Below are 23,730 nucleotides of genomic sequence, written 5' to 3' on the forward strand. Positions count from 1 at the left end.
ATACTGAATCTTGAACCGCAGCTTCGACCCGGCATCGAAGTAGGAGGCGCCGACGCGGGCCTTGAAGGTGTAGCCGGCCGGCATCGTCGGTGCGGTTGAGCTGAGAGAAAGCAGAGCAGCAGTGGTAAGGGTGGATGGATTATAAATAACCCATTCGAAATACCAATTAGAAGCCGTGATCGTTCCGGTATCCAATCCATTCGCGCCCGCCGTGCCAGTGGCATAGGAGACATTAATGTTGGCGAGCCTGGCCGTCATAAAGGTGGTGTCTTCAACAATGATCTCGTCCGCCGTGATCGTTGCCGCCGTGACCGACGTTGTGATGATCTTGAGATTCTTTCTTGCAACCGCCGTTGGTGCCGCGTTCTGCGCCTGAAGTACCTGCCATCCACCGCTTGTCACGTCATATTGAATAGGGGTGCTCTGGCCAGGCCACAGACCTATGGCAGAGATGTTCTGAAATTGGTTGGCGGCAAGAGAATTGGCATTGCGACCAGCGATCGTAATGAGACTCGTGCCAATGTTTGACAGGATAAGCACGGTGCCACTCGGTTGCGCGGCGATGCCAGTAAGCACGGACCCACCAGCATTGCCCGTGATACGCAGCACCGACGCCGACGCCAAACCGGTTGGGTTATAATCGTTGGTTGCTCCAGCAGCGAGCGCTGTGGGCGAGATGATGCCCGTCAAAGCCAGCGTGCCGGAATCGTTTATTGCGGTTGGGGTGAGGATGTTGCCGCTGGGCGTGTTGAGCAGGAATTGGGTGCCATCATATGTAGCGCTGATGTTCTGGTTGGCTATGAATTCGCTCCCGGCAAAATTGACCGGTCCGGTCGGCGAGCGCTTCTTGAAATTCGTTGCGGCCGTTCCGTTAACCTGAAGCGTCGCGGCGCCAGAGGGTGCATTGAAGCCTGGGGAGAAGACGACGGTATTGCCAGCAGTGAGCGCGAAGGTGTTCGGGGTGGTGGTGGCGAGAACCTGGGCACTCGCTGAGCCGGTCGAAGTGCCGCCGACGAACGTGTTGACGGCAGAAATGGGAGCCGCTGCGGTATCGACATAATTCTTGGTCGCGCCGTCCGTCGAGGCGACCGGATCAGCCATGCCGGTGATCTTATTGCCGCCCATGGGCAGATTGGCGGACATGCCCTTGCTGCCGTTCGTTGGCAGCGAGCCCGTCAATTCGTTTCCAACATCGGCGACCAGCGAGTTGTACGGAACGCTACCGATCGTTGTGTTGGAAACCGCTGCGGTGCCGGGTGGCGGCGTAAAAATCCCTGACGAGTTGCGCGGCATCTCTCAGACTCCCCACACCGCGGAATCCCACGCGGCAGCGTCGGGGAGATCCCACACGGCGCCGGGGGCTGGATCGCTTTGAGAGCTAAGCTCGATCGGGTTTGCCGCGTACTCCGTCTTCAGATTTTCAACAATGGCCAAACGGTCAGGCTCGGCTTGCTGTTCATTCTCCGCACGGCGACCGTGAACGGCGTCAACGCCCGCTACTTGCCCGCCAGCCGGAAGGCTGGTCGGCTGGTCGGAATTTTGCTCTCTCGTCATTCTGAAATCGTCGGCTCCGCTGACTTTCAAGGCAACCATCATGGCCGCAAATCACCGGTATATACATAACCATGGACGCTAAAATTAATCAATGATTTCAATAATTTGTCTCTTATTGTGCCGGGGCGTCCAGCATCATTTCAGGCTGTTTCACGAGGCAGGAAGAAATTCCAGAGTTCAACTAACTGTGATGTTATGCGAGAGCATAGGCGGCTTTTCCGCTCGCCTGTTTTTGAGCAACACATCGTTCCAGTCTTCACCTATCGTGAGCGGCAATTCGACAAATGCGCTGATGCCCTTCGCCTTCAGCCGTTTGGCCAGTGCATAGGCCGCTGCTTGCCCGGTGCTGCTCGCGTCGTTATCGGCGAAGATGAACACCGTCTCGACATTGGCGGGCGGTGACCATTCTTCGAGCAGATTGGCGGTGAGAGCCGCCCACACCGGCATGTTGTAGAGGATCGACGCCGACAGCGCCGTCTCGATACCTTCGGCAATCCCGAGGGTGTCACCGTGGGGCATCAGGCGCACGGCAGCGCCGTTTGGCATCGTGCCGAGCATCTTCCGGGGCGAGGGAACGTCAGCCTTGCCGCCGAACTTGTCGAGATAGGTCCGGTGCAAGACGGCGGTTTCACCCTGTGCAGCGGCCTGGTGGCTCGGATCGACTTTCGCGACCATGACCGGATGCCAGGACGATTTACCGTCACCGTCGGAGTAGCGCTCGTCTGGCGCAAACCGCAGGCACGAGGAGAACCGTGTCAGTCCTGTTCGCCGATGCAGATAGATGCCGGCGAAATCATCCATGGTGATCGGTCTCGACCGGCCCCACATCGCGGTCATCTCGCGCCGTTTCTGTTCGTTCGTGAGTGGCTGCCTCTTGCCGCTCGCCATGACGGGCGACGAGCCAATGTGCTTCTCAATCTCGACAGCCGCCGCCTTGAAGTCGACGCCCAGAAACAACTTGACTAGTTCGATGCCGTCGCCAGCGCCACATTGCGAGCAAATGAAGGTTCCCCGACCGCCTTTGTCGTCGTATCGGAATCGATCCTTGCCGCCGCAGCCAGGGATCGGACAGGCGGTATGCTTACCTGACAGCGATTTCGACGAGAGGCCGATATCTGTTAGGATTCCGTGCCAGCGTCCCAAGGCGCGATCTTTCAACGGCTCACGCTGCTGCATTGCGCGCCTCCCGCTTGGCGTGGCCCTTTGCCCAGCGGATGTTTTGCGAGCGTAGCCAATTCAGAAACGCCGCATCCGGCGCTTTCGGGTTCGTGCGGAGGTTGCGCGGCCATTCGCCATAGCGGTCGAAAAACTTGGCGTTGGGATACTTCGGGCTATAGGCGCGTTCGGCGGCAACCCAGATCAGCATCGAGTAGACTTCCTGCGGCGAATGCTCCGTCGCATCAGCCTTGGATTTTTTCTTGCCCTTGAGCTGTACGAGCTCGCCCGACTTGTCCTCGATCAGTGATTGGCGTTCGGGCGCAAATCCGCACGACGGGCATTTGTGGACACCGGCAGGCTTGAGGTACGAGCAAGAGGGGCACTCCTTCGGCAGCGGCGCCGTGCGGTCCTTGCGGGCACTGGTGCCCTTCTGGTGCTTGCCCATGTCGAGCGACGTGTGGTGGATGTCGTCGACGAAGCCGAGGCGAAGCGTCGTGTCGGAATGATCGAGGATCAGGCAATCCGCCTTGCCGTCGGCGGTACGCAGGCCGCGCCCGATGATCTGGGTGAAAAGGATTTCGCTTTTGGTCGGCCTCGCCAGGATGATGCAGCGGACGTCCCAGTCAACTCCGGTGGTCAGGGTGTAGATGTTGCAGACGACCTTGATCTGACCATTGGCCAGCCGCTCGCCGATTAGCCGACGCTCTTCGGGCGGCGTATCCATGTCGACGTAGGCTGTCGGCACGCCAGCCGCCTCGAATTCGCCGGCTAACTTGCGGGCATGCGGCCGATCGACAGCGAAGCAGAGCGTTGGGCGATCCTCGCCGCGGCGCAGCCAGGTCAAAACGGTATCCGCCACCAACACGGGTTCGCTCATGGCGGTGGACAATTCGCCCTCGTGATAGTCACCCGCCACCGTGCGGACTTTCGAAAGGTCGGGATGCGAAGGCGCGAAGACGCGGAACGGCGACAGGAAACCCTTGGCGATCATTTCCTTCGTCGTCGTCGGGATCAGCAGATCGTCGTAGTGCTTGCCGAGACCCTTTGCCCAAGGCGTTGCCGATAGGCCAATGAACGGGATCTTCTGCCACTCGGGCATTGCCATCCAGGTCCCGTAGAAATCGAACCAGCGGTGAGCTTCGTCGATCAGAACGACGCCAGCCTTTGGTAGCTGGCGGCGCATCAGGGTTTGCACGCTGGCCACCTGCACAGGCTGATCGCCATCGGTCTGCGGATGGAAGCCCTGCATCACCCCGACGCTGTGGATGCCCTGTTCGGCGAAGCGCTGGACGGTCTGGTCGACAAGGCTCAGGAATGGCACGGTGAACAGCACCGGGTTACCCTTGCGCAAGGCGCCCTCGACGATAGAAGAACCGAGAATTGTCTTCCCACTGCCGGTCGGCGACTGCAGCATCGGCCGCCTTTTCCCAGCCAGCAAGGACGAGCGGAGCATTTCCAGCGCCCGCTCTTGATGCGGATGGAGAGCGTACTTCACCGGCCACCCCCTTGTCCGTTCACAACGGCGAGGGTCGGTCGGGCAGTGCTAAGTCCTGGATTAGTGCTATACCCCTCTAGGTCTTCTTCCCCTTGGCTAGGATTCTTAGGTGATTGTGACTGTGATTGTGATTGCGATCCCATTGCGATCGCATTGCGATGGCTTCCCCATCGCTTCGCATTACCCTGCTTACCGGCGTTAGAGCGCCTGTCGTAGCGCTCAACCGCCTTGGCAATCTCTTCGTCGACGCGACCGTGCCGCCAGCCATCACCGAAGAAGGCGCGGATTGTGGCGCGATTTTTCCGCCATTCTGCAGGCGTCATGCAGGCGATCCGGGCCAGTTGACCATCGTCGTCTGGCAGTCCGCCCCTCAGCCAATAGTGCATAATCAGCAAGAGGTACGCGCCATGCTGCGCGGCGTTGAGATGCGCAGTGTTGCTGCGATAATCTCCAACGTAGAGAGGCATCCAAATGAAGGCACCCATCAGAGCGCCTCCATGATTTTGCTCATGAAATCAGCGAGACCGGATGCCCTTTGTCCAAGCACCGCGCGCTGACGGCCGGCGCTGACGATGAGGTCGGCAATTGACAGCGCTTCGATGGCGTCGACGATGCCGATGAACCTCTCGAAGAGTTGCTCTTGGCGGTTTGTCGGCGAGGTGGCCTGGTAGCGGCCGGCAATGCCGCCCACCTTGGGTGCGGAAGCCAGATCGCTGCTCGCCGTCGGGACCTGATCGTCGGCCGCAAGTTTCCTCAACTTGTCGAGATAGGTACCGGTGTCGAGTTTGGTCCCGCGTATAATGTCCAGCGCTTCGGGAATTACCTTTTCGCCGCGCGCCGCATCGCGTTGCACAGCGCGTTCAGATTGACCGGTGATCTTGGCGGTAGCCTCGGTGAATCTCTCAACTTCGACCCGCTCGCGTGTGTCGCCAACTTGGCGACTTACACCGGGCGACCCGTGTGCTGTCTCCGGATGGAGTTCCAGATAGAGCGCCTTTCGCCGAGCAGTCTGTCTCGCCCTGTCGGACGGAGACAATTCAGCTCGGCATAGGTTTTCGTCTATCATCGCCAGTTCGGCATGGAGATCGTCATCATCGACGATGATGCAATCTATCTCGCGGTTGCCGAGCAAATCGCATGCTGCGAACCGATGGCTGCCCGCGATAATCTCATAGCCAGCGTCGATCTTGCGGACGCGGATCGGATTGATAAGCCCGCTCTCTTCGATGCTGTCTGCTAACGCGGCCAGCGCGGCATCGTTGAGTGGGCGAGCTTGGGGATGCCGATGGAGCAGGTCGATCGGCAAGACGGTAATTGCAGTTTGCTGGGCGCCGGTATAGAAGGAAGCCGTAACAGCTTTTCTATCTTCTACCGAGCCGCCGGGCACTGCCAGCCCGGCGGCTTTTTCGTGAGCTGCCATGGGGACACCTCACGCCGCTTCCGGAAGGGAGCGGATGAACGCTTCCAACTCAGCGGTCAGTATGAGCGTCCTCGACCCGGCCTTCAGTGCCTTGAGTTTTTTTTCGGCGAAGAGCCGGTAAATCGATGAACGACTGAGGCCGGTCATTGCAACGGCCTGCGGGATAGTGACTGAGATTGTCACATGGGGAGAGGTCATCGCGCACCCTCCAATTCAGAGGTGCTGCCGACAAGAGGCCCGATCTTGGACTGTGCCCACTCGTCCAGCGACAAGCGGGAGTACAGGGCCCAACGACTGGCTTTACGAAAACGAGGGCCTCCTCCCACGCTAGCCATCTTACTTAAAGTGCGCGGGCTACAATCGAAGTAGTGGTCGGAGATGTATTTCGCCGCTTCTTGTCGACGAAGGTCGCGGGAGGGGGAGCCAGAATTAAAGGCGCTATCCCGCATAGCCGAATGCTCGGTCATGGGTTCATTCCTTTGAAGGATCAAATGGGGGATCGCGTTTCGCCGCGCGTGCGCTCGCCAGATTTTGATCTCTGATGGGAATGACCGGCTTTAACGTGCCGAACGGGCCTTTTTGATCGGGCCAACAAGCGCGAGCGTTTGATAGCTCAAACTTGCCTATATGGAAACCGGCTTCTGATGCCGAATCATCCAAATGTCAGGAACAAATGTCGCACGGATAGTCTGAGAAAGCAATATATAAGCTCGGTAATGTGTGGAAAGCTCGCCCTATTTACGTTCACGAAGTTGGCATGAAGCTTAGCCGGATCTCTTCTTGGACTTCGCCACATTGCCAGCATTCGACGCCCCGAGATAGTCAGCCCAGGCCTGCATGAGCTTGCGACGCTTTTCCAACGCATCCGACCGCCGATAAGCTCGCTCGACTTCATTCCCGACTTTATGACCCAACGCACTCTCAGCTAGTTCGCGGGGAAAGTGGGTTTCATCGCCGCACCAGTCACGGAACGCTGACCTAAAGCCGTGTACGGTGAAATCGTCGACCTCCAGGCGCCTCATCAACATCAGCATCGCCATGTCAGAGAGAGGCCGACCGCGCTCAAGATCCTCTCGATTGCCTCGCCGGGGCTCGCCAGCAAATACGAAGTCTCCACGGTGATGGCTCTTGGCTAAGTCGGCCAACATGGCGAGCGCGCGTTTCGAAAGCGGAACGGCATGCTTGGCACCGGTCTTAGTGCGCTCAGCCGGAATGGTCCAGATGGCGGCCTCCATGTCGACCTCCGGCCATTTGGCCCCGAAGGTCTCGCCCGACCTGACCGCAGTCAGAATGGTAAATTCCAGCGCACGGGCGGACATTGCTTCGGATGCCTGCAACCTTTTGACGAAGGCGGGTATGTCTCGATATGGCATGGCCGCCTGATGGCCACGCTGAAGTTTCTGGCGCTTCGGAAGCAGATTACGGAGATTGCCCCGCCAAGATGCAGGATTCTCGCCGCTCCGCCATCCCTTGACCTTGGCAAACTCAAGAACGCGCTCGATCCGGCCACGAAGCCGGGACGCTGTTTCATTCTTGTCGGTCCAGGAGGGTGAGAGAACCGCGAGCACGTCCTCGACGGTTACCGTCGATACCCGCTTGTCGCGGATCGCGGCGCAATAGTCTTCCCCCAAGGTCTGAGCCCACTGGTGCGCGTGCTTTGCATTACGCCATTCCGATTTAATGCTCTCGATGAACCGATCGGCGCATTCGCCGAATGTTGGCTCTGCCTCCTTCGATTTCTCTGCGATCGGGTCGCGGCCCTCATCGACGGCCGTCCGGCAGTCCGCTGCCTTATTGCGGGCCTTTGCGAGCCCGACAGTAGGGTAAGCACCCAAACCCATTTCGCGGCGGCTCTTCGCGTCCTTTGGCTTCCACATGAATATCCACGATTTGGAGCCGGTCGCGGCAACATTGAGATATAGGCCGCCGCCGTCCGAATAGCGGCCAGGCTTCTTCGTGGCCTTCACCGACACATCCGACAGCTTGTTGAGGGTCCGCGCCATCCTTCCCCACTTCCTTCCCCACTTTAAAGCTGGGATGATAGGACACGGCGGGGGACAGTCCAAGACATTCGGTTCTAATTATCCAATGATTTCAGATGTTAGAAAAACAGCGGTGGACGTCCTGAAACGCGAGTTCGACGGCCTCCCTCTCCGCCATCCTGCTTCGCTCTCCGAGCTTCGCAGGACAGCCAAGTCTTCCGCGCGAAGCAGGATGCCCTCCGAAGCTTTATCGAGCCGCGATCGCCCGACTTAAAACGCCTCAGGTCCAGACTACGCGTTTCGATCGATTCATACTCCGGCCGTGAAGCAGCACACACTCGCGTGACAAAAAACCGGCTATGGTCGATAATATATGGTCCCAGGGGATCGTCCTGCGGAGGACCGTTCGACATGCGCTCTGGGCGGAATCCAACGATGTCCGGTCGCTCTTCGCATCGGCTGTCGGCCGGGCCAGCCATAGCGGCTGCCCTTGCAATTGCGTTTTCCCTTTCGCCTTCGCATGCGGAAGCTGCAAAGCATCGCCTGCCGAGCGACTACAAATGGGGCCGCTGCCTGCTTGTCGTTCAGGGTGCGACCCGCATATCCGGAAGATGCTCCTATCAGATCGAGAAGGGCGGCGATTTCAATATCCAGGGACCTCATCAGGTTTTCGCAGGGATCGACTATCCCGACCCTCATAGCGGTGCTGGTGAAATGTCCAAGGATTACTGGGCCGTTGTCTATAAGGACGGTGGTTCCTGGGCAGGCTATTCGAACGCGGTTATTGACGAAACCCACGGCGACGAAAGATGGCAAGACCTTCGCCGCGATGGCGCATGCTTTGTTGGGAAGGACGTCCGAGTGTGCCTTTGGCATTAGCCGGCTCAAGGCGATTGCAGAGGCGATTTCAAGCGGATCGAGCGGTGAGTAGGCTGGTCGCCTTCGCGAAGCAGGATGCCCGCTCCGAAGCGTTAAGCGGCAGTTCCCGCCCAATCCTCGTGCCCGTGGCGCACCCGGACAATGAAGACATCTCCGCCTTCCTCGACTCGATAGACGATGAGATGCGCCTTGCACCCTGAGCATTCGACGAAAGGATCGCGCCAGTCACCGCCCCGCATCCGCCTCGCGGATGAAATCGCGCAGTATTTCCATGTCCCAGGACAGCGGGCGGTCGTCGCTGTAATGCGCGACGCGTTGGCGGACGGCGCGGTAGATCGCATCGGTGCCTGGCGCCCGCGCCGCCTTGCCGGCCAGGAAATCATGCGCCTGCGCGGCCGCCATGAGCTCGATTGCCAAAATATATTCGGCGTTGTCGATGACGGCCAAAAGCTTGTTGGCCGCCACGGTCGGGTGAGCGAGGAAATCCTCCTGCAAGCCGGATGTGACACCGCCGTCTGTTGCGGCCGGCGCGGCAAGGCGCCGGTTGACATTGCTGAGGGACGTGGCCGTGTACTGGGCGATCATGAAGCCCGAATTGCAGCCGCCTTCGGCGGCGAGGAATGCCGGCAGATTGTTGACCAGCGGATTGACCAGGCGATCGATGCGGCGTTCGCTCATGGCCGCGACCTGTGCGAGCGCGATCGTCAAGGCGTCGGCGGTCTGCCCGAGCGCGGGCGCGACCGGATGCGCCTGCGAAAATACCTGCGGCTCATCGGGCGTGCCGGCCACGGCGGGATTGTCGGTTACCGATGCCAATTCACGGTCGACCAGTTGCGCGGAGCGCTCCAGCACCTCGCGCGCCGCGCCATGCACATGCGGCACCGCGCGAAGGCTGAGCGCATCCTGCGTGCGGCTGCCCTGCGCCGCCGCGATCAGCCCGCTGCCGTCGAGCAGGCGCCGCAGCGCAGCCCCCACCGCAGCGATGCCGGGCGACGGCCGCATGGCCAGGACGGTTTCATCGAAAGCCGCCATCTGCCCGCCGGCGGCTTCCAGCGTGAGCGCTGCCGCGGCATCGGCCCAGGACAGCAGACGCTCGGCGCGAACCAGCGCGATGCTCGTCAGCCCGGTCGCGCATGCGGTGCCGTTGACGAGGCTCAAGCCTTCCTTGGCGCCCAGCACCAGCGGCTCCAGGCCGATCTCGGCCAGCGCCTCGCGTCCGCTCATTTTGCGCCCCGCGACAGTCGCCCTGCCCTCGCCGATCAGCACCAGCGCGATATGGGCGTTGTGCGTGAGATATCCGGCCGATCCGCGAGACGGAACATCCGGAACGCAGCCGCGCTCGAGCAAGGCGAGGAGGTTGCGGACGATCTGAGGCCGCACGCCCGAATGGCCGTGAGCGAAATTCGCCACCTGCACGGCAATGACGGCGCGGATACTGCGCTCTGGCACCAGTTCGCCGACGCCGCAAGCGTGGCTGAGGATGATGTTGCGCGACAGCTTCTCCTGCAATGCCGGCGCCACCACCTGGCTCGCAAGCGCCCCGACCCCGGTGTTCACGCCATAGGCGCGGATACCCTTTTCGACGAGGCTTGCCACGATGCGATTCGCGTGCGCGATGCGATCCCAGGCGGCGTCGGTCAGCGCCAGCATTTCGCCGTCGCCAACGCGCGCGATGTCACGCCAGCTTGCGGCATTGTCGATGATTGTCGTCATTCGTGGAGTCCAACCCGGGCTGATAGCCGTCGAAAACTTACGCCGGGTCCCCGAGTCCCGGAAGCATCGAACCTACAGCCTCTCGAGCACACGCTTTGTCGGAATTTCGCCGTGGCGGCGGGGACAAGGTAAAAACTTTAGCGCGACTGCGCCGACTTTGAGGAACTCTTCGGCCGCGAGATAGAGCGCTCTACCCCAGCAGGCCTAGACGTTCGATGAAGCGCGCTTTACCGGCATGACGCTCCCGAATGGCTTGAAGCCGGAAGCGAAACATCTCGACAGTATCCTCGCTTTCGCCGAGCGCCAGAAGATCGGACAGAAGGGCCGCTGCCTTGTCATATCCGGCGGGATTGCGCCGCCCGATTTCATCCTCGACGTCTGTCCAGACGCTTTCGCCCCGTCGGCGAATGTCCTCAAGCCGTACTTCACGTGCCTTCTCGGCCGCCTCCGCCTCCAGTCGCCGCCGCGCTTGCGCCAGTTCCGCCTCGGCGCGCTCCCGGGCAAGGCGGATCTCACGGGCGCGAGCCAGCAGATCGGCAGCCGTGCGCGGAGCGCCGGGCGAGGTTGCCACCTGGGGCTCGGAGCGCGCCCGAACCAAGGCCCGCAACTCGGCAGACACATGCGGTTCGCCGTTGAAAACCCGCACAAGCAGGCTGCTTTTCTCAGCATCACTCATCGCCCCGATGACCCGCCCAGGCATCTCCGGAAGCGCCTCGTCCGTTGCCGCGCTTCGTTCCGCCGCCGCCCGGAGAAGATTCTGGTCGATGCAGAAGAATTCGGCGAAGGCCGCGAGCGCGTCGGTCAACGGTCCGATTCCGGGCAGCGGCTCCGGTTCGTCCGGCTCGATCGCTTCGGCTTCGACATCCATGAGCCATATCAGATAAAACAACCTGAGGTCGCCCGCGAGCACGTCGGTCCGAAGCAGCGAAAGGATCGCCAGCCAACTCTCGCCGTCATCCCAGTCGCCGGGCTCCAACTCGTCGCGCCAGATGCTCAAGATGACGTTCCCACCAGCGATTCTGAACGTGGAACAGTCGTTGTTCCCGAGGAATGCACCGAGGCGATCCCTGTCGACCAACCGGGTCGGCAGCTTCATCATCAGGCGGCGCGAGCCCCAGTTCGCCAGATAGAGATGGAGATCGAACCAGCGCTCCATGAGTTTGTCCGGATCGCCTTTGAAATCGCCCCACTCGTAGGAATTGGTGAAGCTGGTGGCCGTGATCCGCGCCCGTGACGACAGCTCGCGCAGAGCCCGGCGATCCGCGTCGCCAAGCGGCCGGTCGATCGCTTGGAATTCGTAGTATTGATATTCGCTCATTGCCGCTCAAACCGGATGCAGGTGTCCGTCAGTTTCAAGGATTCGCAGGGCTTTGGCGAGAGTTACGTCCGTGTGGAGCCGCCACCACTTGCCCGTATGCCGCATCCAGTAGATGTCAAACCGATCTGGTCCGATCCGATCGAGCCTGGCGAAGGGCGCGTCGAACTCCTCACCACGATTGTGCTCCATGCCTGACCGGTAGCGCTGTATGAACCGGTATCGTCCACCGGCCCAGGCGCCTCGGATATCGACCGTATAGTTCCACTGGGTCGGACGGACCTCGGACAGGAACCTGGGCTTCAGGAAGCCCTCGATAAGCTTCTCGCAAGCAGCGACAATTGTCTTTTGCTCCAGCTCGTCGACCATACCAGGTCTTGCCGTTGCGCTGACCCATTGTTTGCGTCGAGCCACGTCCTTGATCCGCCTTTGCCTTGCCCGTCAGTACTGCTCAGTCCGGCAACGAGACTGCATTCGACCGATCCTGCGCGCGAGGCGCAGCAATCGCGCCCAGAAAAACCTCGCCGAACTCTTTGAGCTTCGCGGCACCAACGCCATTCACCTCGGCAAACTCGTCCAGATCGCGCGGCCGGCGCTCGGCCATGTCGATCAGGGTGCGGTCGGAGAACACCACATAGGCCGGCACCTGGCGTTCCTTGGCGAGCCGCAGCCGCAGCGTCTTGAGCGCGGCCAGCAAGGAAGCGTCCACGCCATCGCCGCCCGTGGCGGAGCCTTGCCCGGCACGTTTCCTGCCGCGCGCCAGAGGATCTCGCGTCTCGACGCGGTACTGGAAGGCAACCTCGCCACGACCAAGCGCGCGGCCGCTTTCCGAGATGGCCAGGCCGCCATGGCCGTCCGGATCCGGCACCAGGAAGCCGCCGGCGACAAGTTGCCGGATCAGCGACATCCAGACTGTCTTCCTGTGCGCGATGCCGGTCCTGAAACTGGCGAGCTTCTGATGATTGCGCGCCAGCACCTTTTCGGTCTCATGGCCAAGCAGGATATCGATGACATGGGCTGCGCCGAAGCGCTCGCCGCTCTGCGCCATCGCCGCCAGGATGATCCGCGCCTCCGTCCCGCCATCGGCGCGCGGCGCCTGGTCGAGGCAGTTGTCGCAATTGCCGCAAGGCTCGGCCTCCTCGCCGAAATAGCCGAGCAGCACCTGGCGCCGGCACTGCGCCGTCTCGCAATAGCCGATCAGCGTGTCGAGCCGGCGATGCGAGCGCCGCTTGTGCTCGGGTGAGGTATCCTCGTCGTCGATGAACATCCTGCGCGTGCGGATGTCGCCGAGGCCGTAGAGCATGTGCGCTTCCGCCGACCGGCCGTCGCGGCCGGCGCGGCCGATCTCCTGGTAATAGGCCTCCAGGCTGCCGGGCAGATCGGTGTGGAAGACATAGGCGACATCAGGCTTGTCGATGCCCATGCCGAAAGCGATCGTCGCCACCATGACGACGCCGGACAGGCTCATGAACGCGTTCTGGTTGGCTTCACGCGTCTCCTTGCCCATGCCGGCATGGTAGGCGAGCGCCCGCACGCCGTTCTTTTCCAGGAAGGCCGCCATTTCCTCGGTCTTGCGGCGCGACAGGCAATAGATGATGCCGCTCTTGCCCTGGTGGCGTTCGATGAAGCGCAGCAGCTGGCGCTTGCTGTCCTGCTTGGGCTCTATTGCCAACTTGATGTTGGGCCGATCGAAGCCCAGCACCAGGGTTTCGGCGCGCCCGGCAAACAGCCGCGCTTCGATATCGGCGCGCGTGGCCTCGTCCGCCGTCGCCGTCAGCGCGATGATGGGCACGTCGGGAAACAGCCCGCGCAGCCGCGACAGGTCCTCATATTCGCGCCGGAAGGCCGGGCCCCATTGCGAGATGCAATGCGCCTCGTCGATGGCGATCAGGCCGACATCGAGCCGGGACAGCGCATCGAGCATCCGCTCCGTCATCAGCCGCTCCGGCGCCAGATAGAGCAGCCGCGTCTGCCCGGACGCAACGCGGCGCCAGGCCGCGACATTGGCCTCGCGCTCGAGCGAGGAATTGATCGTGTCGGCGGCGACCCCGGCAAGGCGCAAGGCGGCGACCTGATCCTGCATCAGCGCCACCAGCGGCGAAACCACGATGGTGAGCCCGCCTTTGACCAGCGCCGGAACCTGGTAGCAGAGCGACTTGCCCGCGCCCGTCGGCATGACCGCCAGCACATGGCGCCCGGCCAGCAACGCCTCGATGACGGCGGCCTGTCCGGGGCGAAAATCGTCGAAGCCGAACACGTCCTTCAGGACGCGCCGCTTGTGATCATCGGCCCGCAGGCTGGCCGCCTGTGCCGGCATCAGGCAGACACCGCGCGGGAAGCGCTTCTTTGCGGATTGGAGAGGATGTGGAAACCGGTCAAGCGACTCTCCGACTGAGGTTCTGGAGTAGCGCAGCCGTCATCCGACGACAACCGCGCTCTGCAGGAATCCGCTTGCGGCGACCTCCATCCTAACTGCAAAAATTCCGGTCGTTGCAACGCAGCGACCGCAACACAGGCGCGGTAGAGGACGCTTGTGGCAGAGGAAGTCGTCGAAGCCTTGGCATCAGATGTGTACAGGGCCCGCAAACATATCGGCCAAAAGCTTCGTTCCCCAATCAGCTTCGTTTGCCGTGAGCCCTGAGAACCCAAAAATCAGCCGATTTTTAGTGGCGCTCGATACATGCATGGGAGAAGCCGGGATGACCACAACGCCTCTTTTCTGTGCGGCGAGCGAAAAAGCCACGTCGCTTTTCCATGTTCCTGTGCTGGATGCGGTGAGGTGAATCCCCTGTTCTGGAACAGTGACGCATAGATGTTCAGCCATGCGTTCCTCCAATAGGCGAGCGAGTAGGTCGCGCGAAGCACGATTACGCTCTCTCAGACGCCGAAGATGAGCGGGGAAGTACCCCTCGTTCAAGAAATCAGCGATGATGCGCTGCGAAAGCGTAGGCGGAAAGCGATCGAGAATCGGCCGGACGGCTTTGAACATTTGGGTCAGATCAGGGGGCACCACCAGATATCCGACACGCAGGCTAGGCAATAAAGCCTTACTGAAGGTTCCCGCGTATATAACCCGATCCGCCTGATCGAGCCCTTGCAATGATGCGATCGGATGCCCTTCATAGCGAAATTCGCTGTCGTAATCGTCCTCCACAATCCAACAGCCATTGTCTCGCGCATAGGCAAGCAATTCTAGACGACGAGCCAGTGAGAGGGCCGATCCTGCCGGATATTGATGCGAAGGTGTCACGTAAAATAGAACCGGCGGCGCCACATCGGCATGGGCTAGGTTTCCGGTCATTAGACCTTCACGATCCACTGGAAGGCCGACGGCTTCCGCCCCGTTGACAATCAACGACTGTCTGGCTGGTGGATAGCATGGGTCTTCCACAAAAACCGTATCGCCCGGCGTGATTAGAACGCGGAAGGCGAGATCGAGGGCTTGCTGGGTTCCAGACGTGATGAACACCTGATCGGCGGAGCAACGGACACCGCGCGATGAAGTCAGGTAGGCCACTATGGCAGACCTGAGCTCAGGCTCGCCCTGGATGTCTCCATAGCCGTCCGTGGCATAGTTCAAATGTCGGCCCGCGATACGTCTGAGCAAAAGGGCCGTTCGTTCGTCATGCACGATCCGGCCCGTTGCAAAGGGCACCCGATTCGGCGGCTCAAGGCTTGTCATGCACGAAAGAGCTTTTGCGGCCGCGGACGAAACGTGCCGGTGCGGGAAATTCGAGCTTGTTTGTGTCGGACGATCGAACCGGGAGAATGCCTCCGGCAATCCCGATGCTACGTAGGTGCCAGATCCGTGGCGGGCACTCGCATAGCCTTCAGCGATCAGAATTTCATATGCTTCAGCAATTGAGCCGCGTGACAAGCCCCATTCCTTCGACGCTAGGCGTGTCGAAGGAAGTCTATGCCCGGCACCCAGGCGGCCCTCTACAATAGCATTGCGCAGCGATAGATAGAGCTGCCTTACCAGAGAGGTCGTCGAACTTGCATCGACTTGCGGAAGAAAGGCTGCCGACAGGCTTTCGCGCCGCCTTTGCTGTCCCATGAGTACGTCCCTCGCAAAAGTGGCCCACGACGGCCATCAAATGTGGCTCTTAACATTTGTAAATATTGCATTCTAATCGAGCCACTTTCAACCCGTTGATGTGGTTTTCATGCGACCTTCCTCTGCACCGTTTTTGTTCATCGGCACTATGTTTGCCGCAGCCGGATATGGGGCAACGTTCCTGTTTTCGGCTTACATCCGCGCTCGTGGCGGCAACGACATCGACACCGGCCTGGCCTTGGGCGCGGCGATGATCGGCACATTTGCCGGCGTCCCGCTGGTCGGGTGGTTTTCGGGCCGCATTGATGCCGCGCGGATGACCGTAATCGCCGCGCTGTCGATCGCTTGCGGCTTCTTGGTGCTGGCTTTCGCAGGCGAGCACGGCATCACCCTCAGTCGAGTTGCGGGTTCCTTGGTCGGCCTTGGTTGGGGAATGTTCTATATTGGTGCCCCAATGGCACTGTCGGAGCGCGTGACCGATGCTGATCGGGGCTTCTGGTTCACTCGTTTCGGAGCCTTCCAGATGGCTGGCATTGGTGGCGGCCCGGTGCTGGTCAATCTCGCGGTCGAGGATTTTGGCCTGGCAAATGAGACGGCATTTCTGCTTGTTGCGCTTGCCGCAATCGTTGCGGGGATATTGCTGGCAGGCTTCGGAAGTAAATCTCCCATCGCGAAACAGGGTCAGGCAATCCGCCCCTGGGTGGGCCATATCATGCGTATCGCACCTTCGCAGACTATCAGGCCGATCCTGATGGTTGGGCTTGGTGCATGTGTGTTCTCCGGCCTGATGAGCTTCCAAAGCTCGCTTGTCGAAGGCACGAAGGCGAATGCCAGTACCTTCTTCATCCTCTATGCGGTGACAGTCGTCGGTGCCCGCATCACCCTGGCTCGTTTTCTTGCAAGACTACCGCAATCCGGCCTGACGATCGGACTGCTGCTGATCATGATTTTGGGGGTGGCGGCCATGTTCGGGGTACATATCCACCCTGCGTTTCAATTCATTTCGGCCATTCTGACGGGCGTAGGTTACGGCTTGGTCTACCCCGTCATCCAGACATGGGCAGTCAACAGCGCTCCGCCAGATCACCGTCATGCTGCGCTAACCTGGTTCGTCCTCTTCTATTTTGTGGGGATATTTGGTTTTCCTGTCCTCGGCGGCTGGATACTGGTCAATTTTGGAAAGGAGGCACTTCTATCGGCGTTGGTGATCGCAGCGCTGTTGGAGCTTGCCTTTGTGGCAAGTGCCGTAACCTACAGGCAAAAGGTTATAGCCCGACAGTGAAAATGCCAGATTACTAGCTAAAGCATGGCTTAGCGATGCCTTGGCCGATGCCGGTATTGGCGCCGGTGACGAGGATGCGCTTGCCCGCGAGGCTGAAGGCGGAAAGGTCGCTCAGGTCCGTCATCCCCTTCGCCTGTTGCCGATCGATGGACCGGTCGTGCCGCGCATGTGGTGGCGCCCCTTCACAGGTGGTAGGCCTTCTTGGCTAGCCCATAGGCCAACTCCCCGGCCAGTTCATGCGCCTCGTCCTCACGCAGCCGATGCTCGGCGACCAGCCGCGCCAGGAACGCGCAGTCGACCCGGCGGGCAACGTCGTGCCTGGCCGGGATCGACGGAAAGGCACGTGTGTCGTCGTTGAAACCGACGGTGTTGTAGAAACCGGCCGTCTCGGTGGTCATCTCGCGGAAACGGCGCATGCCTTCCGGGCTGTCGTGGAACCACCAGGCCGGCCCGAGCTTCAGCGCCGGGTAGACGCCGGCGAGCGGCGCCAACTCGCGCGCATAGCTCGTCTCATCCAGCGTGAAGAGAATAACGGTGAGGTCGCGCTCCAGCCCGACGCAGTCGAGCAGCGGCTTCAGTGCCGTCACATAGTCGGTGCGGGTCGGGATATCGAAGCCCCTGTCGCGGCCGAACTTCTGGAAAACAGCCGGCGAGTGATTGCGCCAGGAGCCCGGATGGATCTGCAGCACCAGGCCGTCCTCGCGGCTCATCTTGGCCATTTCGGTCAGCATCTGGGCGCGGAACAGCCGCCGTTCGCGCTCATCCTGCGAGCCACGGCGGACACGGTTGAAAAGCTCCTCCGCCGCGGCGTCGGAAAGATTGGCGGTCTCGGCGGTCGGATGGCCATGATCGGAAGCGGTTGCGCCGAATTCCTTGAAACAAGCGCGGCGCTTTCGGTGCGCCTCGAGATAGCCGGCCCAGGTGCCGGTATCGCATCCGGTGATTTCGCCGAGCCGATCGAGATTGGCCGAAAACCCTTCGAAGTCGGGATCGACCACGGCGTCCGGGCGGTAAGCGGGGACGACGCGGCCCTTCCAGCCGCTGTCGCGGATCGCTCGGTGCCATTTCAGGTCGTCGAGCGCGCCCTCGGTGGTGGCGACCACCTCGATGTTGAAGCGCTCGAACAGCGCGCGCGGGCGATAGTCGTCGCGCTGGAGCAGCGTGGCGATGGTGTCGTAGTGACGGTCGGCGGTGGCGGAGGTCAGCGGTTCGTCGATGTCGAACAGATGTTCGAGCACATGGTCGAGCCAAAGCCGCGTCGGCGTGCCACGGAAGAGATAGTAATGCTCGGCGAAACGCCGCCAGATCGCGCGGCCGTCGGTCTCAACCGGCGAACCGTCGAGCACCGGCACGCCGAGACCCTCGAGCTGGACGCCCTGGCTGAACAGCATGCGCAAAATGTAGTGGTCCGGCACGATGAGCAGTTGTGCGGGATCCGGAAACGGCTCGTTGAGCGCATACCAGCGTGGGTCGGTGTGACCGTGCGGGCTGACGATGGGCAGGTTTTTCACGCCAGCGTAAAGGGCGCGGGCCAATGCACGCGAATTGGCCTCGGGCGGAAACAACAGATCGGGATCGGTCGGCGCGATCATCGAAACGGCGGCTCCTCCAATGCATGTCACCCGCAAGTGTGCAGCGGTTTCGGGACAACGACTTGCCCTTGGCAAAGCCTGAAGCGCACCGCCGAAATCCGTTTCAGCGCGCTGCGCTTAGGGTCGGGTATCGGTACGGTCGGCCAGGAATGATGTCAACGCGATCGGCCAGCTGCCGCCCTGTTGCGATCGGCTAGCCGCCGCCCCTTGCGGTCAGCAAGCTGCCGTCGTCTGGGGTCGTCAGGCCCCCACCTTCTTGCGACGGTGGGGAACAGGTGATACGCCGCGTGTGCTCCATCGCACAGGACATCGACATGCCGCTTAGCCGAAACATCTCAGCCGTTTTGGTGCCATGAGCAGCGGCCGTCTTTCCGACAGGACGCTGCGGTCCTTGCCAAGCGAGGTTTCGGTCCCGGCCTATGATCGCACCGACATCACGCCCGGCATCGTCCATCTCGGCGTCGGCGCCTTTCACCGCGCCCATCAGGCGGCCTATGTCGACGCCTGCCTGAGCGACGGGGAGAGCGACTGGGGCATCGTCGGCGTCTCGCTGCGCAGCCCCGAGACGCGCGACGCACTGGCGCCGCAGGATGGGCTCTACACGCTGGCAATCAGGGATGGCGCCGGCGAACAGTTGCAGGTCATCGGCTCGATCCAGTCCCTGCTCGTTGCTCCGGAAGATCCAGGCGCGGTGCTCGCCGCGCTGACCGATCCGCGCATCCGCATCGTCACGCTGACAATTACGGAAAAGGCTTATCTTCGAGCCGCCGATGGCACACTCGACAGCGCACACCCCGATATCGCCCACGACCTCGCCAACCCCGCATCGCCGAAGACGGCGCATGGATTTCTCGCCGAGGCACTCGCGCGCCGACGCGCGGCCGGCACGCCACCTTTCACCGTGCTTTGCTGCGACAATCTGCCGGCCAATGGCGCCACCCTGCACCGGCTGCTGATCGAGTTTGCGAAGCTGCGCGATCAACGGCTCATCCGCAAGGATGATGGCGGGCTCGCCCACCAGGGCGATGCCGAGGCCGCTCGCAAGGGCGATGCCGCCCATGCCGACGCAGGCGATCCGCCATTAGCCGGCTATGTCGCCGACGATGTGGCTTTCCCGTCGAGCATGGTCGACCGCATCGTGCCGGCGACCACGGATGCCGACCGGGCGCGCATTGCGCAACAGCTCGGCGTCGAGGACGCATGGCCGGTGATGACCGAGCCGTTTTGCCAATGGGTGATCGAGGACAGGTTCCCGGGAGGGCGGCCGGCCTGGGAGAAATTCGGCGTCACCATGGTCGAGGATGTCGGCCCCTTCGAGGACATGAAGCTCAGGCTGCTCAACGGCGCGCATTCGGGCATCGCCTATCTCGGATTACTCAGCGGCCACGCCACCGTCGACCGCGCCTTTGCCGATCCATCGATCCGGCAGTTCGTGGACAGGCTCTGGGCCGAGGCCATTCCGACGCTGCCGCGGGATGCGGGACTTGACCCGATCCCCTACACGGCCGAGCTCGCCGCGCGCTTTTCCAACACCGCGCTCGCCCACCGCACGGCGCAGATCGCCAATGACGGCAGCCAGAAACTGCCGCAGCGCATCATCGCCTCCACCCTTGCCCGGCTGGAGGCTGGTCTGCTGCCGGAACATTTGTCGCTGGTTGTCGCTGCCTGGATTGCCGCATGCGCCGCGCGCGGCGGGACTTTGCCCGAGGGCCACTTCACCGATCCGCTCGATGCCGCCCTCAATGATCTGTTCGGACGCAATCTGCCGACGGCAACAATGGCCGAGGCCGTGTTCGACCTCGCCGGCTTTGCCAAGGACCATCCGGAACGACAAAGGTTGATCGAGTTTGTCGCCACCCACCTCGTTCATTTCAAGCAAGGTGGCCCGGCACTCGCCTTTGCGGCCCTCGGCAACAAGAGCGGAACGGCCGAATAGCGGTCTCCGCCTGGCATTCGTCAAAAAGCGGGTTGGCGCGACTTCACATTACTCGCCGGCTGAACCGTTCACGACGTGCCGCGCAGCGTAGTCGACACCGTTCGAATTCCAGAACAGGCGCACCGCCTTGCCGAACAAGGAGAAGAGCGGCTAGCCATTTCCGTGAACCGGCTAACCGCTCTGACAAGCCGGGCGGGCTGTCACGCAAACGGAACAAGCGGGCAAACAAAAAAGGCGGGGCAAGCCCCGCTTTCTCAATCTCGTGCCAGATGCCGCAATCAGCCCGGCAGCAGCGCGCCTTCCAGCGTGGTGAGCTGGCTCAGGAACTGCTCGGCGCGGCTGCGCGCCACGTCGTCCTTGGCGTCGGCGGCGTCTTCCTTGGCGTCCTGGATGCGGCGGGCAAGGTCGGCGCGGTCGATGTCGTTGACATGAACCGCCGATTCGGCAAGCAGCGTGCAGCCGGACGGCAGGATGTCGGCGAAACCGCCGAACACGACATAACGGTCTTCCTTGCCGGCGGCAGCCTTGATCGTGACGACGCCGGGCTTGATGGTGGTCATCACCGGCGCGTGCTGCGCCATCACGGTCATTTCGCCTTCGGCGCCCGGAATGACAACGGACTCGACCTGCTCGGAAACGAGCAGCCGCTCCGGCGAGACCAGTTCGAACTTGAAAGCTTCAGCCATATCAATCTAGCAAGTAGGCAGTAGTGAGTAGTCAGTAGGAAGGGTCCAAACGGCCCACGTCGCATCTGCTATTCACTACTCACTATTCACTACTCCCTATTCCCTTGATTACGCCGCTTCAGCCGCCAGGCGCTGTGCCTTCTCGACTGCTTCGTCGATGCCGCCGACCATGTAGAAGGCGGCTTCCGGCAGGTGGTCGTAGTCGCCGGCGCAAAGGCCCTTGAAGCCCTTGATGGTGTCGGCGAGGTCGACCAGCTTGCCCGGCGAACCCGTGAACACTTCGGCGACGAAGAACGGCTGCGACAGGAAGCGCTCGATCTTGCGGGCACGGGCCACGGTCTGCTTGTCCTCTTCCGACAGCTCGTCCATGCCAAGGATCGCGATGATGTCCTGCAGCGACTTGTAGCGTTGCAGGATCGACTGCACCTGGCGGGCGACCTGGTAGTGCTCCTCGCCGACGACCATCGGGTCGAGCATGCGCGAGGTGGAATCCAGCGGATCGACGGCCGGATAGATACCCTTTTCCGAGATCGCGCGGTTGAGCACGGTCGTGGCGTCGAGGTGGGCGAACGAGGTCGCCGGCGCCGGGTCGGTCAAGTCGTCGGCCGGCACGTAGATCGCCTGCACCGAGGTGATCGAGCCCTTGGTCGTCGTCGTGATGCGTTCCTGCAGCGCGCCCATGTCGGTGGCCAGCGTCGGCTGGTAACCCACGGCGGAAGGAATACGGCCGAGCAGCGCCGACACTTCCGAGCCCGCCTGCGTGAAGCGGAAGATGTTGTCGACGAAGAACAGCACGTCCTGGCCCTGATCGCGGAAATATTCTGCGACGGTGAGGCCGGTCAGGCCGACGCGAGCGCGCGCGCCCGGCGGTTCGTTCATCTGGCCGTAGACGAGTGCTGCCTTCGAGCCCTGGCCGCCGCCCTTCTTGTTGACGCCCGATTCGATGAACTCGTGATAGAGGTCGTTGCCTTCGCGGGTGCGCTCGCCGACGCCGGCGAACACCGAGAAGCCGCCATGCGCCTTGGCGACGTTGTTGATCAGTTCCTGGATCAGCACGGTCTTGCCGACGCCGGCGCCGCCGAACAGGCCGATCTTGCCGCCGCGGGCATAGGGTGCCAGCAGATCGAGAACCTTGATGCCGGTGACCAGGATCTGCGCTTCCGTCGACTGGTCGACATAGGCCGGAGCGGGCTGGTGGATGGCGCGCATCTCGATGCCGTCGACCGGACCTTCTTCGTCGACCGGCTCGCCGATGACGTTGATGATGCGGCCGAGCATGCCCGGGCCGACCGGCACGGTGATCGGAGCGCCGGTGTCATAGACGTCCTGGCCGCGCACCAGACCTTCGGTCGAGTCCATGGCAATGCAGCGCACCGTGTTCTCGCCGAGATGCTGGGCAACCTCGAGCACGAGGCGATTGCCGACATTGATTGTCTCGATCGCGTTCAAAATGGCCGGCAGATGATCTTCGAACTGCACGTCGACGACGGCGCCGATGACCTGGCGAACCTTGCCGGCGGCGCCAACCCGTGCCGAAGCGCTCGGCGCCTTCGCTGCGGCGGTCTTCGCCGGAGCCGCCGCCTTGGCCGGAGCGGCCGCCTTCTTTGCCGGAGCGGCTTTCGCGGCTGCCGCCGGAGCCTTTTCCGCCGGTGCCGCCTTGGCGGCGGTCTTCGGAGTAGCTGCTTTCGCCATCGTCTTTGCCCTTTTCGTCTATCTGTTGCTCACGCTGTCCGCTGCGAGGCCATCGACCCCGCGCGGCGCGCTTAGAGCGCCTCGGCGCCCGAAATGATTTCGATCAGTTCCTTGGTGATCTGCGCCTGCCGCTGGCGGTTGTAAGTGATCGACAGCTTGTTGATCATGTCGCCGGCGTTGCGCGTCGCATTGTCCATCGCGCTCATCTTGGCGCCCATCTCGCCGGCCGCGTTTTCAAGCAGCGCCCGGAATATCTGTACAGCGATGTTGCGCGGGATGAGGTCGGAGAGGATCTCGCCCGGCTCCGGCTCGTATTCGTAGACGGCGTTGCCGCCATTGGCCGTCTCGGGAGCAGTCGCCGCCGCGGCCGCGGCCGGGATGATCTGCTGCGCCGTCGGGATCTGGCTGATCACCGACTTGAACTGCGAATAGAACAGCGTGCAGATATCGAAGTCACCCTGGTTGAACAGGTGGATGACCTTGCGCGCGATCGCGTCGGCGTTGACGAAGCCGAGCGTCTTGACCTCGCGCAGGTCGACACGCTCGAGGATCATCGAGCCGTAGTCGCGGCGCAGAATGTCAAAACCCTTCTTGCCGACGCAGATGATCTTGACCTGCTTGCCGTCGGCGAGAAGCCGGCGGATATGGTCGCGGGCAAGGCGCGCGATCTGCGAGTTGAAGCCGCCGCAAAGGCCGCGCTCGGCGGTGCAGACGATGAGCAGATGCACGTCGTCCTTGCCGGTGCCGGTCATCAGCGCCGATGCATCGCCGCCGCCGCCGATCGCCTGGGTGATGTTGGCCAGAACCGCGCCCATGCGCTCGGAATAGGGACGTGCTGCTTCCGCCGCTTCCTGTGCGCGACGCAGCTTCGCCGCGGCGACCATCTGCATCGCCTTGGTGATCTTCTGCGTCGCCTTGACCGAGGCGATACGGTTACGAAGGTCTTTTAACGAAGCCATGCTTCAAACC

Annotated in this window: 20 protein-coding genes and 2 pseudogenes; 3 read left to right on the forward strand and 19 right to left on the reverse strand. The window is 61.9% G+C overall.

Annotation, left to right across the window (positions count from 1 at the left end; all coding sequences use genetic code 11):
* The 8 genes and pseudogenes from ACWGS9_RS09285 to ACWGS9_RS09320 form a co-directional block, all read right to left on the reverse strand.
* Window positions 1–1,293: pseudogene (locus tag ACWGS9_RS09285) on the reverse strand (hypothetical protein); the annotation flags it as partial.
* Window positions 1,294–1,296: 3 nt separating this feature from the next.
* A complete protein-coding gene (locus tag ACWGS9_RS09290) occupies window positions 1,297–1,596 on the reverse strand; it encodes a hypothetical protein (RefSeq protein ID WP_454504965.1) in 300 nt (99 codons plus the stop codon).
* Between the two features lie 135 nt (window positions 1,597–1,731).
* A complete protein-coding gene (locus ACWGS9_RS09295) occupies window positions 1,732–2,730 on the reverse strand; it encodes a toprim domain-containing protein (protein WP_454504966.1) in 999 nt (332 codons plus the stop codon).
* The gene (locus tag ACWGS9_RS09300) at window positions 2,717–4,207 is read right to left on the reverse strand and encodes a DEAD/DEAH box helicase (RefSeq protein WP_454504967.1); all 1,491 of its coding nucleotides are present in this window, start codon (window positions 4,205–4,207) and stop codon (window positions 2,717–2,719) included. The genes ACWGS9_RS09295 and ACWGS9_RS09300 overlap by 14 nt, the downstream gene beginning before the upstream one ends.
* Window positions 4,204–4,692, reverse strand: a complete 489-nt coding sequence (locus tag ACWGS9_RS09305; protein WP_454504968.1) for a YdaU family protein — start codon at window positions 4,690–4,692, stop codon at window positions 4,204–4,206. Before ACWGS9_RS09305 ends, ACWGS9_RS09300 begins: the two co-directional genes overlap by 4 nt.
* A complete protein-coding gene (locus ACWGS9_RS09310; protein WP_454504969.1) occupies window positions 4,692–5,627 on the reverse strand; it encodes a ParB/RepB/Spo0J family partition protein in 936 nt (311 codons plus the stop codon). Before ACWGS9_RS09310 ends, ACWGS9_RS09305 begins: the two co-directional genes overlap by 1 nt.
* Before the next feature lie 9 nt (window positions 5,628–5,636).
* A complete protein-coding gene (locus ACWGS9_RS09315) occupies window positions 5,637–5,825 on the reverse strand; it encodes a helix-turn-helix transcriptional regulator (RefSeq protein WP_454504970.1) in 189 nt (62 codons plus the stop codon).
* Between the two features lie 566 nt (window positions 5,826–6,391).
* Complete coding sequence (locus tag ACWGS9_RS09320) at window positions 6,392–7,630, reverse strand: tyrosine-type recombinase/integrase (RefSeq protein WP_454504971.1); 1,239 nt, start codon at window positions 7,628–7,630, stop codon at window positions 6,392–6,394.
* A gap of 414 nt (window positions 7,631–8,044) precedes the next feature.
* Here ACWGS9_RS09320 and ACWGS9_RS09325 point away from each other — a divergent pair, with 414 nt between their 5' ends.
* Window positions 8,045–8,488, forward strand: coding sequence for a hypothetical protein (locus ACWGS9_RS09325; RefSeq protein ID WP_454504972.1), 444 nt, complete (start codon window positions 8,045–8,047; stop codon window positions 8,486–8,488).
* 92 nt (window positions 8,489–8,580) lie between these two features.
* Here ACWGS9_RS09325 and ACWGS9_RS09330 read toward each other — a convergent pair whose 3' ends face one another.
* From ACWGS9_RS09330 to pdxR, 6 genes are all read right to left on the reverse strand, one after another.
* The gene (locus ACWGS9_RS09330; protein ID WP_454504973.1) at window positions 8,581–8,829 is read right to left on the reverse strand and encodes a type II toxin-antitoxin system RelE/ParE family toxin; all 249 of its coding nucleotides are present in this window, start codon (window positions 8,827–8,829) and stop codon (window positions 8,581–8,583) included.
* Window positions 8,714–10,201, reverse strand: a complete 1,488-nt coding sequence (locus ACWGS9_RS09335) for an HAL/PAL/TAL family ammonia-lyase (protein WP_454504974.1) — start codon at window positions 10,199–10,201, stop codon at window positions 8,714–8,716. The genes ACWGS9_RS09330 and ACWGS9_RS09335 overlap by 116 nt, the downstream gene beginning before the upstream one ends.
* A gap of 190 nt (window positions 10,202–10,391) precedes the next feature.
* Window positions 10,392–11,519, reverse strand: coding sequence for a hypothetical protein (locus ACWGS9_RS09340; RefSeq protein WP_454504975.1), 1,128 nt, complete (start codon window positions 11,517–11,519; stop codon window positions 10,392–10,394).
* 6 nt (window positions 11,520–11,525) lie between these two features.
* Window positions 11,526–11,885 (reverse strand): DUF3024 domain-containing protein, encoded by a 360-nt coding sequence (locus ACWGS9_RS09345; protein ID WP_454504976.1) that lies wholly within the window; start codon window positions 11,883–11,885, stop codon window positions 11,526–11,528.
* A gap of 82 nt (window positions 11,886–11,967) precedes the next feature.
* Entirely contained in the window at window positions 11,968–13,833 is a 1,866-nt protein-coding gene (gene recQ, locus ACWGS9_RS09350) for a DNA helicase RecQ (RefSeq protein WP_454504977.1), read from the reverse strand.
* 246 nt (window positions 13,834–14,079) lie between these two features.
* The gene (gene pdxR, locus ACWGS9_RS09355) at window positions 14,080–15,573 is read right to left on the reverse strand and encodes a MocR-like pyridoxine biosynthesis transcription factor PdxR (protein ID WP_454504978.1); all 1,494 of its coding nucleotides are present in this window, start codon (window positions 15,571–15,573) and stop codon (window positions 14,080–14,082) included.
* Between the two features lie 109 nt (window positions 15,574–15,682).
* Between pdxR and ACWGS9_RS09360 the strand changes: the two genes are divergently transcribed.
* Window positions 15,683–16,855 (forward strand): MFS transporter, encoded by a 1,173-nt coding sequence (locus tag ACWGS9_RS09360; RefSeq protein ID WP_454504979.1) that lies wholly within the window; start codon window positions 15,683–15,685, stop codon window positions 16,853–16,855.
* Between the two features lie 31 nt (window positions 16,856–16,886).
* Here ACWGS9_RS09360 and ACWGS9_RS09365 read toward each other — a convergent pair.
* Together ACWGS9_RS09365 and uxaC are read right to left on the reverse strand one after the other, a co-directional pair.
* Window positions 16,887–16,970, reverse strand: a pseudogene (locus tag ACWGS9_RS09365) (2-deoxy-D-gluconate 3-dehydrogenase); the annotation flags it as partial.
* 67 nt (window positions 16,971–17,037) lie between these two features.
* Window positions 17,038–18,447, reverse strand: a complete 1,410-nt coding sequence (uxaC, locus tag ACWGS9_RS09370) for a glucuronate isomerase (protein WP_454504980.1) — start codon at window positions 18,445–18,447, stop codon at window positions 17,038–17,040.
* Between the two features lie 352 nt (window positions 18,448–18,799).
* Here uxaC and ACWGS9_RS09375 point away from each other — a divergent pair, with 352 nt between their 5' ends.
* Window positions 18,800–20,383: a mannitol dehydrogenase family protein gene (locus tag ACWGS9_RS09375; protein WP_454504981.1), complete on the forward strand. Its 1,584-nt coding sequence runs from the start codon at window positions 18,800–18,802 to the stop codon at window positions 20,381–20,383.
* Between the two features lie 278 nt (window positions 20,384–20,661).
* Here the strand turns inward: ACWGS9_RS09375 and ACWGS9_RS09380 are convergent, their stop codons facing one another.
* From ACWGS9_RS09380 to ACWGS9_RS09390, 3 genes are all read right to left on the reverse strand, one after another.
* Entirely contained in the window at window positions 20,662–21,069 is a 408-nt protein-coding gene (locus ACWGS9_RS09380) for a F0F1 ATP synthase subunit epsilon (protein WP_320309044.1), read from the reverse strand.
* 108 nt (window positions 21,070–21,177) lie between these two features.
* Window positions 21,178–22,761, reverse strand: coding sequence for a F0F1 ATP synthase subunit beta (gene atpD, locus ACWGS9_RS09385; protein ID WP_320215205.1), 1,584 nt, complete (start codon window positions 22,759–22,761; stop codon window positions 21,178–21,180).
* A 71-nt stretch (window positions 22,762–22,832) separates the two neighbouring features.
* The gene (locus tag ACWGS9_RS09390; protein ID WP_454504982.1) at window positions 22,833–23,720 is read right to left on the reverse strand and encodes a F0F1 ATP synthase subunit gamma; all 888 of its coding nucleotides are present in this window, start codon (window positions 23,718–23,720) and stop codon (window positions 22,833–22,835) included.
* Between the last annotated feature and the right edge of the window lie 10 nt (window positions 23,721–23,730).

It is taken from the genome of Mesorhizobium sp. Arg314 (assembly GCF_053714275.1).